Here is a 15,444-nt window from a genome sequence, read left to right as displayed (position 1 = left end):
TTATTCATGTTTTATGAATAATAGGCCGCATTCTTTTCAATGTTTGTCAATATATTTGTTTGATTTTTTGATAAAAAAAAGAGAGGCGCACATTTTGTGTGCTCCTCAAAGTGTCCATTTTCTTAACTTAATGACATTGGGTTGTACCGCCTTTTTTTTCACAAGATTCCCTCTTTGCCAAATATGTAAAATAAAATGGAAAGCTATGGAATTTTTCAGATAAATCTGATATGATATCTATGTAATGACCAAATTTAAATACAGTTTGTTTGCATATAATTTGACTGCGTTTAAAAATTAGTCATTATTTTTGACGGTAAGGATATAATAAACTACCCTTATTTAAACAATGAAATCCTTTAAAATTTGCTGTGTTTTGTATAGGTACTCCATATATTTTGATTTCATTGTTTATAGGGATTCTCCTATTCCCCGAATCATCTTAAGTTAACGTCTATAAAAAGAAAGGCCTAACGATCCTTTACCGTCTTAAAATAGTGTCCAAATTCTATGCATAGGGGCCTTTCTTTTTTTTGTTTTTTTTGCGAAATAGTTGGTGTAGAAGCGATGATTTCGTCTTCTTATATAGTTCTTTATATTTGTCCCATTAAGAAAGAAAGGGATAACATGATCAGAGCCTATTCAAATGAATTAAAAAATAAGGTTTGTGTAAGAATCTGTAAAAACAGAGAATCAACTTCTATGGTTGCCAAAGAGATGGATATTCCTTTAAAAACAGTAGAAAAATGGGTGACTGCTTATTATAAGGACCCTAAAGTTTTTGAAGTGCCGGAAGGCTATATCTTTGAAAAAAGAAGAATGGATGCGCATCGCTATGATTCTTATACCAGAGAACAGCTGATTCGAGAATTAAAAAGAAAAGATACAAAAATTGTATATTTACAGTCTGTTATCGAAAGCAAAAATTAATACTTTCGAAATATAGATTTTTTCATAAAAGAAAAGCCGATCAATAGATCGACTTTTCATGTAGATATCGATGTAATGTCTCCAACAATAATTGTGTTACATCATTTGCTTTATCGGTAAAGAATGAAGATTCCTCATCTTTCATACTGTTATAGGATAAAAAGATAATGGAAGAAAGGTTACTGATCACACGAGGATCGTGTTTATCATCGTCTTTTCCCAGTAGTTTTAAAATGTTTTTGAAATGCTGTTCTTCAAAGTGTTTAAACTTATCCCACATCTGTTGGGTGCATTTTTTCTTGATATATGTAATATCTGAATATTGAATAAAGTTTAAATTTTTGAACATAGACTGATAAAGCAAACCGGTTTCCTGACTGCTTGCTCCGGCATCATCCGCACATTTTAAAGCAGAGAATACGTTATCCATCTGCCACATCAAGGCATCTAAGATGAATTCTTCCTTGGATTCAAATAGCAAGTAAAAATAACCTTTGGAAACGCCGGCTACTTCTACAAGGTCATCCACTTTAACATTTTTGTAGCCGTTTTGAGAAATCATCTTTAATCCGGCTGTATACATTTTGATTTTTTGTTGGTACTTTTCTTCTTCGGTATAGATTTTTGGCATAGATATTCCCCCAATGCCAATATTGTATCAAAAAGTAGAAAGAGTTGAAAAGTATTTCGTTCTATCCAGATTCTCAATTTGCGAATTCTGAGAAAAGGAATTGAAAATTATCGAATTTGGTGTGACAATGATGACAGAATTAACCGTTGCACGTCATGAATAAGATTAGGCATACAATATGAAGTATGAGCGCTTTCCACGAAAATAAGATCTTATAAGGCATCAATGGTTGATGAGGAGGATGGAAGAAAGAGCCATCCTTTTTTTGTTTGAAAAAGAAATGGATTTTCGTTATATTGAAGTCATGAAACAAAGAATGATCTTAAAACCGGATCAAATACAGAGAACGGTCTTTAATAAGGATATGAAACGATCACTGGAAGTTTTACAGCTCAATAATAAAGATCTTCAGGCTTTTTTGATGGAAATCAGTTCACATAACCCTTTTCTACGCTATCAGGCATCGGATGAGGCACAAACTGATTTTACGATGTTTGCGATCCAGAAGCCATCTTTATTGGATGTCATGTTGGAACAAAACCGATTCGAAAAGAACAGTCTTAGTGAAGATATGATTGCCTATTTAACTTCGATGTTAGATTCAAATGGCTACTTTAAAGAAAACCTCTCTTCTCTTGTATCACATTCCATATATACAAAAAAAGAAATTATGCATGCTATTGATCAACTGCGACATATGGAGCCGGTGGGGTGTTATTGTTTTCACTTGAAAGAATCGTTAAAAGTTCAATGTGAAGTTTCACCGCATGCTGCCAGTGAAACCGGAGAAATTCTTTGCGATTATTTAAAAGAGCTTTCTTCTCATGATTATTCAACTATTGTTGAGGGTACAGGTTTGAGCCTGGAAGAAATTGAAGAAGGGTTTCAGTTTATTAAAAGCTTGAATCCAAAGCCAGGATGTAACTACGCCAAAGATTCTATAGCTTTACAGCCGGAAGCAAGAGTATCAGTTGAACAAGGACAAGTTCTTGTAGAGATGATCAACCAGTATTTTGAGTTGGATGTATTGGAATATTCTTCCAGGGAACTGAAAGCTCTACGCCAGGAGGCGGATAGAATCTTAAATCAGGTGCGAAAACGCAGTCTTACGATTTTACAGATTCTTCAGATTTTATGTTCTTATCAAAGGGATTTTTTTGTTTCCGGAGCCGGTTTGAAACATTGTACACTGGAACAAGTAGCCAAGGAATGTGGTTTGCATGTATCCACGGTATCCAGAGCTATTCAAGGAAAATCTTTTGAGTTTAAAAATCGGTATTATCCGATCAAAAAGTTGTTGTCACATGATGGTTTCATGGATGTGGATGCGGCAACAATTGAAGAAAAAATCGTTGATTTGATACATGCAGAGGATCATGTGCATCCTTACAGTGATGCCAAATTACAGCTTCTTTTAGAAAATCAAGGTATTTTTATCGCAAGACGAACCATTGCGAAATATAGAGAACATTGCGGAATCCTTTCTTCCAGTAAGAGAAAGAGTAAAGGTTAGAGGTGGTATGATGTCGCAGATTCAATTAATTCGAGTAGATAACCGTCTGGTGCATGGACAGGTAGGTATGACATGGAGCAGTGCTTTAAATATTGATGCGATTGTCGTGGTGGATGAAGAAGTGGTTTATAATGTCTTTTCACAAAAGCTGATGGCCAGTATTGCCAAAGCAGCTAATCTGGACATTGCGTTCTATACAATTGAAGATTTTGTGACTACGTTTCAGAAACAAAAAGATACAAAGAAAATTTTTGTAATCGTTAAAAATATCCAAACAGTGCGCAAGTTATATGAAAAAGGAATTCGTTTTCCTAAGATCAATATCGGTAATATTCACTATGAAAGAGGACGCTATCCGTTAAATAAGAAAATGTATTTGACAGAAACGGATGTGCAGGACTTAAACTATCTAAACGAAGTAGGAAATACGATTTTTTATCAGGATGTGCCGGGAACGATGACAGAAAAAATTGAATTGTTGGATTTTGAAAAGTTGAAAAGGAGATAGACTATGGATATAAAAAAATCACTGTCACAAGAGTTAAAAAAGCGGTGTGAAACTCTTAAACTTTGTGAAGATGAACGATTTAGTGCCGCCTCTTTGGCAGGTGCGTTTCACATTACACGGAATACGGCATCACAATATCTGAATGAACTTGTAAAGAAAGGTACCGTAGTCAAAGTAAATTCACGTCCTGTCTATTTTTTTGATCGCCAGATTTTAGAAGAAAAATTAAAAGTGTCTTTGGAACATTCCGTTTATGATTCGATGGACGATCTGATGCGGGTGACCAATCGTGACTTTGAGAAAATGATTGGCTACAACGGATCACTTCGTGCTTTGATTTCACATTGTCAGGCTGCCGTGACATATCCAGATCACGGACTTCCCATTTTGATTTATGGTCCTACCGGTACAGGCAAAAGCATGCTTGCGAATTTGATGTATGAATATGGCATACATCAAGGCATCTTAGATAAAAAATCAAAATTTATTGCTCTAAATTGTTCTGAATATGCCAATAATCCGGAGCTTTTGACCGACAATCTTTTCGGACATGTCAAAGGTGCTTATACCGGTGCAGAAAATGAACAGGCAGGTTTGATCCAATTAGCTGATCAAGGAGTGTTTTTTTTAGACGAGGTTCATTGTTTAAAAGCCGAGTGTCAGGAAAAATTGTTTCAATTCATGGATAAGGGAATCTATCATAAAGTAGGAGATAATGAAAACTGGTATCGTTCCAGCTGTCGTTTGATTTTCGCAACGACGGAAGATCCTCAACAAGTTCTTTTAAGGACAATGCTTAGACGAATACCGATCGTGATTTCAATTCCTTCTCTCAGTCAAAGACCGCAGGTAGAAAAGATCGAGTTGATCTATACGATGTTGATGAAGGAAAGAAACCATCTTCGAAAAGATGTGTTTATTTCGAATCTGGCATATCAGGCCTTGTTGGATCATGAATATAAAGGCAATATCGGAGAACTACAGAATGTAATACGTGCTACATGTGCCAATGTACTTGTTCATCAACAACAGAATGCACTTCGAATTCGACTTTTAGATTTACCGGAATATTTATTTGCTTCGATGAATACACTGCAGTTAAAAAACTATGATCAGGAAGACGAGGCAATGATCTCTATTACGGATCTGAATAAAGAACGAAAGTCTAAAACACCGCTGTTGCAGTTGTATGATCGATTGTTGGAAACAGTTCAGACTTGTCAGGACGAAGAGGAAGACCTACATCAGATCATTACTCGCTGTAAATATTTGATTCAAAACTTTTTTGATCTTTTATTCTTTCGACAGAAGTATCGTTCTATCAGTTCCAACGAAGATTACTTGTTAAAGATGTTGGACAAGATTTGTTCTATCGTGATGAATCGGTATTCTTTTACGGTGCCAAATAACCAAATTAAAATCTATTCCAAGGCGTTTGTGGAATACTCTAAAAACGCAACAGATGCGATGTTGTGGCAATCTTTTCATGTGCAGGAAGTACAATCCATTCAGACATTGATTCAAGAGCAATTTCCCCGTGACTACAGTGTAGCCAGTGAAATTGTCGATAATGCATCATTGAACTTAGATATCAAAATGGATGATTTCATGCGTGTTATCATGACGCTTGCTTTGATTGATACAGAAAAGAAAGAAAATAATGGACGTGTAGGTTTGATCTTATGTCATGGATATTCGACTGCCAGCAGTATTGCCGATACAGCTAATCATTTATTGTCGGAACATATCTTTGACGGTATTGATATGGAACTTAAGATTTCCATTGATAAGATCGTGCAGCTGGTGGAAGATTATTTGAAACGCAAAAGCCCAATTCAGGAATTAATTCTTTTAGTGGATATGGGAAGTTTGGAAGCTATTTATAAGAAGATACATCTTTCAAATTGCAATATCGGATTGATTAATTACGTATCCACGGCAACGGCTTTGGAAGTAGGGCATGCGATTCAACATGGAAAAGTGGTAAAAGAAATCTTACGGGATGTAAAAGATGAATTTTCTTTATCTACACACTTTATAGAAGGAATTCGAAAAGAAGATGCGATCTTAACACTTTGTGCGACAGGATTTGGAGTGGCCAAGAAGATCTCTGAACTGTTGAAAAGCTCTTTGCCTAAGCCGGTTGAACTGGATATCATTCCTTATGATTATCAGTCTATTTTAGATCATGGCAAAGAAGATGCGATCTTTTCACAATACAATATACGCTTGATCGTTGGAACGTTAGATCCATGTGTAGAGGACGTGGAGTATCTATCTTTGGAAAGTTTGGTAGCCAGCGATGGAATTCAGGAGTTGATGAAGTATATCAGCCCGTATTTAAATTCGGATGAGCAGAGTATGTTCGAACAGAATATCATGAAGAATTTTACTCTTTCCAATATCGTAAATCATTTGACAATATTAAATGCGGAAAAGGTTATTGATGATGTAGAAGATTTTGTCGTACAGGTGGAAAGTGCTCTGCATAAAACGATGGATGCGACAGTTCGAATGGGATTATATGTACATATTAGTTGTCTGATTGAAAGGCTGATGCTTCGACAGGGAATTGAAAATGTGGAAGGCATGGAAGATTTCAAAGCGAAAAACAAAGATCGAATGGAAATCGTACGACAGGCTTTTAGTGGGATTGAAATGCATTATAGTGTCGAAATACCGGATCCTGAAATTATGTATATTTTAAATTATCTATAAAAATTGCTTTATATAAAGCGTATTTGGCGTGCTCGACAGAAGTTGGCACGCTTTTTGCTATAATATAGGTGTAAAGAGAAAGGAGGAGATGAAAGTGCCAAACATACTTTTAACTCGCATTGATAATCGTCTGGTACATGGTCAAGTTGGAGTGACATGGACAAAAACTATCGGTGCTAACTTACTGGTTGTAGCTGACGATGAAACTGCACAAGATGAACTGACCCAGCGGTTAATGACTGTAACCGCAAAGTCATCCGGTGTAGGAATTCGTTTTTTCTCAATTGAAAAAACAGCTGCCATCATTGACAAAGCAGCACCAAGTCAAAAAATCTTCATCATTTGTAAGACGCCTAAAGATGTGCGTCGACTGGTGGATGCCGGAGTTGAAATAAAAGAAGTCAACGTCGGCAACATGCATTATGCAGATGGGAAACATCAGCTTACCGCTAAGGTCTATGTTGATGATCAGGATATGGAGGATTTGAAATACCTGGCATCAAAAGGCATTCATGTGTATGCACAAGATGTTCCCGGAGATACAAAAACTACGATTGAATAATACAAGGAGAGAGATTTATGGAAATTACATTTATACAGGGAATCTTACTTGCGATCATGTGTATTATCGTAGGTTTGGATTTCTTCCTGGAAGCATTTTTCCTGTTCCGTCCTTTAATGGTTTCTACATTTACCGGAATTATTTTGGGAGATGTTGTTCTAGGACTTAAGGTAGGTGCTTTGATTGAACTAGCTTTTGCCGGTTTAACACCGGCTGGAGGAACACAACCACCAAACCCGGTTATGGCCGGACTCATGGGAACTGTTCTTGCTTATACAACAGGTTGTGAACCTGAACAAGCTTTGGCTTTATGTTTACCATTCTCATTTTTGGGACAATACATTATTTTGTTCTACTACTCCGCCTTCTCATTCTTTATGGGAAAAGCAGACGATTGTGCTGCCAATGCCGATATTAAAGGAATTGCACATATCAACTATCTGACAATGGGAATTGTTTCAATTACTTATGGTGTATTGGCTTTCCTTTGTGCTTATGTGGCACAGGCTCCTATGCAGGCATTTGTAGAATGGCTGCCGGAAATCGTCACACACGGTTTGGAAATTGCCGGAGGTATCTTACCGGCTGTTGGTTTTGGTATGCTGCTTCGCGTTATGATGAAAGTCAAATATATTCCTTATTTTATCGCTGGTTTCTTAATGGCATGCTTTATCGATATGCCAAACTTGTTACCGGTAGCCTTGTTAGGCCTGATCTTTGCGTTGATGGACTTCTTTGGGGCAAAACAGCGTAAGGCAGAAGTTGAAGCGGCCATTGAAGAAGCTGGATTAAATGGAGGTGACACTAATGTCGGAATCTAAAAAACTGACATCTAAAGATATTACGATGCTGGGTATTCGTTCATCTTTCCTGCAGGCTTCCTTTAACTATGAGCGTATGCAGTCTTGTGGCTTTACATGGGCCATGTTACCGGCATTGAAAAAAATCTATGGAGATGATAAAGAAAAATTATCCGCTGCTATGGTCGATAATTTAGGGTTTATCAATACCCATCCCAACCTGGTTGGATTCTTGATGGGGTTAATGATTTCTTTAGAAGAAGGAGGCGCTAACCGTGAAACTGTCAATGGTTTGAAACTGGCTTTGTTTGGGCCAATTGCCGGTATTGGTGATGCGATCTTCTGGTTTACGATTCTTCCGATCGTAGCCGGTATTTCCTGCTCCTTTGCGACACAAGGCTCTGTATTAGGTCCTATCGTATTCTTCTTAACATATCTCATTATTTGGATCTTACGTATTGTATGGACTAAACTAGGCTATCGTTTAGGTACAAAATCCATTGATATGATCACATCCAACTCTGATATTTTAGCTAATGCGGCAACAATTTTGGGTATTACAGTTATCGGGGCTTTGATTGCATCTTATGTATCGATTACATTGCTTCCGGTTATCACTGTTGATGGTGGTATCGAAGTAGCGGTACAGGAACAATTCTTTGATAACATCTTCCCGAACATCTTGCCTATGGCAGTTACTCTGCTTTGTTTCTGGCTGTTAAAGAAAAAACAAATCAGTCCGGTTGTCTTGATTGTAGGAATCATCGTAATTTCTATTGGATGCTCCTGGATTGGCTTAATGTAGTAAAGCTCCTTTCATGATCTTGTCAGTTTGGCGGCAAGAGATTCTATAAGGGTCGGCACCTAAAGTCGATCCTTTTTGATATACTAATTATAAGGAAGGATATCGATATGAACATAAAAGGAATTTTTTTTGATGTGGATGGAACATTGATTTGTCATGACCATGGAAGAATTTCAGAGAATACTCTGAAAGCTTTATACACTTTAAAGGAAAAAGGAATTTTACTGTTTCTGGCAACAGGGCGACACATTACAGAATTAAAAGAACTGCAGATTGATTTTCCATTTGATGGCTATGTGTTGTTAAATGGGCAGCTTTGTCTGGATCGTCAAAGACAAGTGATTTTTGCCAATCCCATTGAGGGCAAGGATAAAGAAAGATTAATCCATCTTTTTACATCGCGTGCTTTTCCCATGGTCATCGTTGAAAAAGAGCGTCTTTACATCAATACGGTAACAGATCAAGTGAAACGGGCGCAAAAAGCTATATCAAGTACAGTCCCAGAGGTGGCAAAATACAAGGATCAGCCATTTTATCAATGTACAGCATTTATTGATGAACATAAGAGCCGTCAATTAGCCCGGGAATTAACAAATTGCGTGATTACACGCTGGAATCCCTATGGGGTGGATATCATTTCCAAACAGGGAGGAAAAGATAAAGGCATTCAAGCCATGCTTGCTTATTTTGGGATGAGTGCTCAAGAAACCATGTCTTTTGGAGATGGACAAAACGATAGGGAAATGCTTCAGTATACCAAAATTGGTATTGCGATGCAGGAAGCTGATCCCGTGGCCAAAAAAGCAGCGGATTTTGTGACAAAGAGCGCAAAAGAGGATGGAATTGTCTATGCTTTAAAACATTATGGAATTTTATAGATGGAGGCATTATGAAAAATATATGCATTTTAGGACTGGGCTCGATAGCGCATAGAGTTGCTGTAGGCATACAAGCAGCTAAAAATGCGCAATTGTATGCGGTGTGCTCTCGCAGTTATCAAAAGGCACGAGAATTTGCTCAACGCTTTACCCTTCCTTGTTTCTTTGATTCCATGGACGCTATGTTAAAAGATGAAAAGGTGGATGTCATCTATATATGCACACCCAACCCATTGCATAAAGCTCATATTTTAAATTGCTTAGCCCATGATAAACATGTGATTTGTGAAAAGCCAATGGTATTATATACGCAAGATCTGGTAGAGTGCTTTGCCATGGCTAAAGAGAAACATCGGTTTTTGATGGAAGCGCATAAGTGTGTCTTTACACCGCTGAATCAAAAAATTCATCAAATGATACATGAAGGAATCATCGGCAAGGTGCATTTGATCGAAGCGCAGGATGCGGATGATGTATGGGTCCAAAAGAAAGCAGTGTCTCCCTGGCATTTTGAAGATGAAGGTGGCGGTTGTTTGTACGATATTGGCGTGTATCCTATTGCTTATGCCAATTTCATGGCACAAAGTTCAATCAAACAAATACAGCTTATGGATCAAAAGATGAATGATCATTTTACGATTCATGCACAGGCTAATATTTTATATGAAAACGGTATAATGGCGCATATTGCCACCAGCTGGGTATCAAAAATGGAAAACACAGCGCATATTTATGGAGAAAAAGGGTCTATTCACTGTCAGAATTTCTGGAAGAATACCGAAGCTACATTGATGCGTGACGACAAAGAAGAAAAAATCAAAGTATCGATGAAAAGTGATTTTACAGGAGAAGTACAACACGCAATCGAATGTATTGAAAAAGGATTCACGGAAAGTAAAGTGATGGGGTTAGAGGCATCTCGTCAAATCCTTCAAGTCATTGAATCCTGATATGGTTAGAATCTGGGCATTATGTCCAGTTTTTTTAATACAAAATTATAGACGTATTCGTCTTTAATATGTATAATCATAAATAGACGATTTCGTCTATAAGGAGGATCTTGAACATGGAGTTGTTCTATTTGGGAATGTCTATTTTAATGGCTTTGGTGATGGGAAAATTCGTATCCAAAATAAAACTTCCGGCTATCTTGGGATGGTTGCTTGCAGGAATGCTTTTAGGGCCCCATGCTTTTCATTTGTTAGATGCACAAATATTGGAATCAGACTGGTTTATCATGATTGAAAAATTATTGGAATGTATCGTGGGTCTTATGATTGGAACGGAAATGGTTTGGAACAAGTTGAAAAAATCGGGGAAACAAATTCTCATCATGACATTGACAGAATCTATAGGTACTTTTATAGCTGTATCTGTGGCCTTTGGTATCATCTTTTCCATTGTTGATGTTCCTCTCTATTTGGCATTCCTATTTGGCGGCATAGCTCTAGCCACAGCACCAGCTCCTTCTTTATCCATCGTCAATGAATTTAAAACCAACGGACCTGTCACAAAAACATTGATTCCCATGGCGGCTTTAGATGATTTGGTGGGGGCCATAATCTTCTTTACCGTCATTGCGATTGTTGCCACACAACTTTCAACGACTTCGATCTCCATTGGTGTTATGTTGTTGTTTGTGTTTATTCCTGTTTTCTTAGGACTTATTCTAGGTTTTATGACCGGTAAATGGCTTCAAAAATTAAAACAAATACAATCCATGCTGATGGTCCTGATTGGAATGTTATTGGTTTGTGTAGGAAGCGGTTTCTGGATCAGTCAACAATTACCTTTGCCTATATTTAATTTTATGTTGTTGGGAATGGGGTTTTCGGCAGCTTTTGCCAACTGTATTCCACCAAACAAATTGGATCAGATTATGAAATATATAAATCCTGCGATTCATTTTTCTCTTGTGATTGTGATTTTAAATTTAGGGGCACCGCTAGATTATCATTTGATTTTAAACGCTGGCTTTTATACACTAGTATATATCTTGGTTCGTGCAATAGGAAAGTATATTGGAGCCTATGTGGGTGCTAAATGGAGTCATGCACCGGATACAGTTCGCAAATATTTGGGATTCACATTACTGCCTCATTCCGGCGTATCTTTAGTTTTTACCGGTATAGCGGTATCTATGCTTCAAAGTACAGCTTTAGAATGTGCAACTATTTTACAAGGAACAATTGCGGCAGCCGCTGTAATAAATGAAGTCATTGCCGTATTCTTTGCCAAAAAGGGATTTGAATGGGCCAATGAGCTAAATCAAGGGAAAGAAGGAAAAACATGCGACAAGAGGAAAGAAAAAGAAAGAGCCGACAAAGTATTTTCATGGCTGCTTTCCAAGAATTCGGGACGCTAGGTTACGAAAATGTCAACATAGAGAAAATATGTAAAGTACATGGAATTTCCAAAGGAATGATGTATCATTATTTCTCAAATAAAGATGATCTTTTTCTAGCTTGTGTACAAAAGGTCATTGAAGATTTAACAAGTTTTGTACAAAAACAGCTGCCGGAAATAGAAAATAAAGATGTTTCACTTTCTATCCGAGATTTTATTCTGCTTCGACAGACTTATTTTGATCACCATTTACAACAAAAGGCAATCATGGAAACCGCCATGGTCAGACCACCGGCACATTTAAAGGTTCAAATTCATGATTTGCGAAAACCGTTAATTGAAATAAATCATAAATTTTTAAAAGAGCAGCTGAAAAAGATAAATTTGAGAAAGGAAATCGATGAAGAAAAAGCAATTCGATATATAGAAACCTTAGATATCTTTTTTCAGTCTATCCTAAGAGAATTTGTATCTGACAGAACACAAAATATGAATACATTGATACAGGGTGTGAATGACTTGTTAGATCTGTTTCTTTTTGGCATCCTAGAATAGGACTTGTAAAATACACAATAAAAGAGCATCTCTATGGACTAGGAATGCTCTTTTTGGAAATATTTAACGAAGGATTTGATCCATGAAATCAATGATACCTTGTTCTACTTCATTCTTGATATTAGCATAGTTATGGATTTCATGACGATAACCGCTATATACTTTTGTTTGTACTTTGTGCCCTGTTTGTACTAACCAGTTGGTCACTTCATAGATTCCTTTTCCATATTCTCCAACCGGATCTTGATCGCCGCCGATATTATAAATTGGCAGATCAACCGGAACTTTGTTTGCCCATTCTGTGCCTTCGATACACTGCATCATTTGTGTGAAATCATACAAGGCCTGATTTGTTGTCGGTTTTGTAAAGGCATCAAAAGGATCGCTGGCATGATCTTGTTGAACATAGGGATCAGCACAGATCCATTCATTTCCTAATTTGGCATCTGGAATTCTTTCGCACATCCAGCCCATTAAATCGACAGTAAATTGTGAATCGCTTTCTTTTCCTTTACCGGCATCGATTGCTTCTTTGATCTTAGCAGCCGATTCTTTGGCACCTCTAAAAATACCTGTTGTTCCACATATCGTAGCGCCTGTTAATTCGTCGCCATAAGTGGCCATGAAATCACGAGTAATAAAAGAACCCATGCTGTGGCCAAACAGAAAGTATGGAAGATTCGGATATTTTTCCTGCACGATTGTTTTGAGTGTATGCTCATCTTCCATCATCGTATGAGGCCCTGCATTGCCCCAATCGCCCCAGGTATTATTAATCATTGCCGTTTTTCCATGGCCCACATGATCATCGGCCGCCACAATATATCCGGCTTCGGTCAAGTGAGCAATCATGTGAAGATAACGGCGGGAATGTTCTCCGAATCCGTGAATCAACTGAACGATTCCTTTTGGCTTGCAGGCAGGAACATAGATCCAGCCTTGTACCTGATCTCGCTTGTTGTAAGAAAGAAAACTAACTTCATGTAACATATATAACACCTCCTGTATGTTTTCTTTATGTTTTATTGTCACTTACATGATTACGCTTTTTCTGGCAGAATACAAGCTTTTTTGACCTGAAAATGATATAATGGGCACATTATGAAAAGGGTATCAAAAAGAAAAGTGTATTGGGGAAGATTACTGGTCTTGATCTTACCTGTATTTTTGGTTTTGGGATTCATAGGCTTTGGTGTATATAAGCTCCTGTCGTATCCCACAGAAGAAATACTGCAAGTGAAAAAGCCGGAACACATTACGCAGGAAACATTTGATCAACTTAAAGAGAAAACTTTAGAAAATCACGAGTATAAACCAATCTTTTTACATTTGGATCAATATTCACAGGATATACTGGAATTTTTATTGAAGGATGAAGATCGACTGTCTTTTGTAGAAGCATATCCGCAGAAAGAAAACTATACAAATGGTCCTGGAACATTAAGTGAATCGCTGGATACCGTTCCTAAACTATTACAATGGGATCTTAGATGGGGCTATATTCCTTATGGGGAAAATGATATTTATTTGACAGGGTGTGCTCCTACCTGTCTGTCTATGGTTTTTAGTTATCTTCTACAAGATGCGTCACTTACACCGGATGTTTTGGCAAGCTATTCTTCCCAGCAGGGATTTTATGTCAATGGAGCAGGAACAGACTGGCAATTTTTAACGGATGCAGCCCAACACTATGGTGTACAGGTGGAAAGAGCACAAGTCTCTTTACAAGATATGAAGGCACGATTAGAAAATCATCAGATTCTTGTATGTAGTATGCTTCCCGGTGATTTTACACAAGTCGGTCATTTTATCTTGGTAACCGGTATGGAAGATGGAGAGTTTACCGTTATTGATCCAAACAGCATCAAGCATACGAATCAAACATGGGATCCAGATACTTTACTGTCACAAATGCAGGCAGTATGGTCATATTCCGTATAAAAAAACAAAACGAATCTGATATAGAATCTGATATAATATAAACATGAAATACAGTGTATGTTTACTGGCCGCCGGACAAGGTGTTCGTACAAAGCTGCCTTATAATAAAGTGCTCTATAAAATGGACGGGAAATCAATTCTTGATCATAGTTTAGATTTGTTTTTATCGGATTCAGATTGTACACAGATCGTATTGACTTGTTCTTTACAGGATATGGAAGCCATGCAGAGTTATAAAAAAGAAGATCGAATCGAATTGGTTTTGGGTGGAAAAACCAGACAGGAAAGTGTGTATAATGCATTGCAGGCGGTAAAGTACCCTATTGTGTTTATTCATGATGCGGCCAGACCGTATTTGAAAAGGGAACAAGTCGAAGAACTGAAGAAAACTTTGGAACAAGAGGATGCCTGTGTATTGATGGTACCAAGTGTCGATACGGTAAAAATAGTAGAAAATGGTTATGTTGTATCGACATTGGATCGTAATGTATTGTATAATGCACAAACACCGCAATGTTTTAAAACGGATTTGATCAGGAAATGTCATGAAGCGGCCAAAAAGGAACAAAAGATCGCAACGGATGATACACAGCTGGTGGAATGGTATTCTCAAACCCGTGTAAAAGTGGTGATAGGAGATCCGGCTAATATAAAAGTAACAGTGCCTTCCGATTTAAAATAAACAGATAGAAAAGAGGATGGAGTATGGAGTATTCAGCTTTGATTTTTGATGATTGTATGGATGAAACGGATTCTTATGAGAATTTGGAAGCATCGGTGCAGGTGTTTCAGAAGGATGATCGCTGCCGACAAATCGTCGTCAGTTGCAGTACAGATTGGCTTTTGAAACTGGCGCAAAGACCATCACCTAAGATGATGATGGTGCAAATGGCAGATACTCCGTATATTGCGTTATTAAATGGATTAAAAGCAGTGTCACAGGAAAATGTAGTGGTCGTAGGGCTAAGTCATATTGTGGATGAACAAAAATTGGATACAATGTTGTGTGAATTAGGGCAATATCCTGCGATTTACTATAACGAGGATCTTCAAGCCTTTGATACTCGACTGTTGATGTTTTCTTTGCAGTTGGCTATCGAAACAAATGTACAAATCGATTCGTATGCCATGGCGGTTGAGAAACTCTCAAATACACCATTACAGAAGATATAAGTCATACTTGAAATGATATGATCCCACTAAAGTGGACACACGAAATAAATAAACGTGTATCTATGGAGGTGGGATTTTTCTATG

16 protein-coding genes are annotated in these 15,444 nt (G+C 37.5%); 14 read left to right on the top strand and 2 right to left on the bottom strand.

Translation table 11 applies throughout. From position 1 onward, the window contains the following. The first annotated feature begins 627 nt into the window (after window positions 1-627). Complete coding sequence (locus U0M88_RS05015; protein WP_331869108.1) at window positions 628-930, top strand: hypothetical protein; 303 nt, start codon at window positions 628-630, stop codon at window positions 928-930. Between the two features lie 40 nt (window positions 931-970). Here U0M88_RS05015 and U0M88_RS05010 read toward each other — a convergent pair whose 3' ends face one another. Beyond that, entirely contained in the window at window positions 971-1,561 is a 591-nt protein-coding gene (locus U0M88_RS05010) for a TetR/AcrR family transcriptional regulator (protein ID WP_331869107.1), read from the bottom strand. A gap of 241 nt (window positions 1,562-1,802) precedes the next feature. Here U0M88_RS05010 and U0M88_RS05005 point away from each other — a divergent pair, with 241 nt between their 5' ends. The 10 genes from U0M88_RS05005 to U0M88_RS04960 all read left to right on the top strand — a co-directional run bounded on the left by U0M88_RS05005 (window position 1,803) and on the right by U0M88_RS04960 (window position 12,246). Further along, window positions 1,803-3,074: an RNA polymerase factor sigma-54 gene (locus tag U0M88_RS05005; RefSeq protein ID WP_331869106.1), complete on the top strand. Its 1,272-nt coding sequence runs from the start codon at window positions 1,803-1,805 to the stop codon at window positions 3,072-3,074. Between the two features lie 10 nt (window positions 3,075-3,084). Then, window positions 3,085-3,582 (top strand): PTS sugar transporter subunit IIB, encoded by a 498-nt coding sequence (locus U0M88_RS05000; protein ID WP_259295327.1) that lies wholly within the window; start codon window positions 3,085-3,087, stop codon window positions 3,580-3,582. A gap of 3 nt (window positions 3,583-3,585) precedes the next feature. Beyond that, window positions 3,586-6,300, top strand: coding sequence for a sigma 54-interacting transcriptional regulator (locus U0M88_RS04995; RefSeq protein ID WP_331869105.1), 2,715 nt, complete (start codon window positions 3,586-3,588; stop codon window positions 6,298-6,300). A gap of 94 nt (window positions 6,301-6,394) precedes the next feature. Beyond that, entirely contained in the window at window positions 6,395-6,862 is a 468-nt protein-coding gene (gene agaB / locus U0M88_RS04990; protein ID WP_220412071.1) for a PTS galactosamine transporter subunit IIB, read from the top strand. A 17-nt stretch (window positions 6,863-6,879) separates the two neighbouring features. After that, window positions 6,880-7,683 (top strand): PTS galactosamine transporter subunit IIC, encoded by an 804-nt coding sequence (gene agaC / locus U0M88_RS04985; RefSeq protein WP_117446040.1) that lies wholly within the window; start codon window positions 6,880-6,882, stop codon window positions 7,681-7,683. Next, on the top strand, window positions 7,670-8,467 hold the full coding sequence (gene agaD, locus U0M88_RS04980; RefSeq protein WP_117446039.1) for a PTS galactosamine transporter subunit IID: 798 nt from the start codon (window positions 7,670-7,672) through the stop codon (window positions 8,465-8,467). The genes agaC and agaD overlap by 14 nt, the downstream gene beginning before the upstream one ends. A gap of 107 nt (window positions 8,468-8,574) precedes the next feature. Further along, on the top strand, window positions 8,575-9,345 hold the full coding sequence (locus tag U0M88_RS04975; protein WP_304003384.1) for a Cof-type HAD-IIB family hydrolase: 771 nt from the start codon (window positions 8,575-8,577) through the stop codon (window positions 9,343-9,345). A gap of 11 nt (window positions 9,346-9,356) precedes the next feature. Then, window positions 9,357-10,295 carry a Gfo/Idh/MocA family protein gene (locus U0M88_RS04970; protein ID WP_331869104.1) on the top strand — a complete coding sequence of 313 codons (939 nt, stop codon included), beginning with the start codon at window positions 9,357-9,359 and terminating at the stop codon, window positions 10,293-10,295. 116 nt (window positions 10,296-10,411) lie between these two features. Continuing rightward, a complete protein-coding gene (locus U0M88_RS04965; RefSeq protein ID WP_331869103.1) occupies window positions 10,412-11,710 on the top strand; it encodes a cation:proton antiporter in 1,299 nt (432 codons plus the stop codon). Next, window positions 11,680-12,246: a TetR/AcrR family transcriptional regulator gene (locus U0M88_RS04960; protein WP_220412070.1), complete on the top strand. Its 567-nt coding sequence runs from the start codon at window positions 11,680-11,682 to the stop codon at window positions 12,244-12,246. The genes U0M88_RS04965 and U0M88_RS04960 overlap by 31 nt, the downstream gene beginning before the upstream one ends. A 63-nt stretch (window positions 12,247-12,309) precedes the next feature. Here the strand turns inward: U0M88_RS04960 and U0M88_RS04955 are convergent, their stop codons facing one another. Then, on the bottom strand, window positions 12,310-13,236 hold the full coding sequence (locus U0M88_RS04955; RefSeq protein WP_331869100.1) for an alpha/beta fold hydrolase: 927 nt from the start codon (window positions 13,234-13,236) through the stop codon (window positions 12,310-12,312). Window positions 13,237-13,347: 111 nt separating this feature from the next. On the opposite strand from U0M88_RS04955, the gene U0M88_RS04950 reads away from it, so the two are divergent. The 3 genes from U0M88_RS04950 to U0M88_RS04940 are packed head-to-tail and all read left to right on the top strand — an operon-like array spanning window position 13,348 to window position 15,360. Continuing rightward, a complete protein-coding gene (locus tag U0M88_RS04950) occupies window positions 13,348-14,187 on the top strand; it encodes a C39 family peptidase (protein ID WP_331869099.1) in 840 nt (279 codons plus the stop codon). Window positions 14,188-14,230: 43 nt separating this feature from the next. Then, window positions 14,231-14,869, top strand: a complete 639-nt coding sequence (gene ispD / locus U0M88_RS04945) for a 2-C-methyl-D-erythritol 4-phosphate cytidylyltransferase (protein ID WP_168965250.1) — start codon at window positions 14,231-14,233, stop codon at window positions 14,867-14,869. A 23-nt stretch (window positions 14,870-14,892) separates the two neighbouring features. Beyond that, the gene (locus U0M88_RS04940; protein ID WP_167698001.1) at window positions 14,893-15,360 is read left to right on the top strand and encodes a hypothetical protein; all 468 of its coding nucleotides are present in this window, start codon (window positions 14,893-14,895) and stop codon (window positions 15,358-15,360) included. Window positions 15,361-15,444 lie beyond the last annotated feature (84 nt).

It is taken from the genome of Faecalicoccus sp. (assembly GCF_036552745.1).
Lineage (GTDB): Bacteria > Bacillota_I > Bacilli_A > Erysipelotrichales > Erysipelotrichaceae > Faecalicoccus.
The sequence above is the reverse complement of the archived record's forward strand: the minus strand, read 5'-3'. Positions and strand labels throughout refer to the sequence as shown.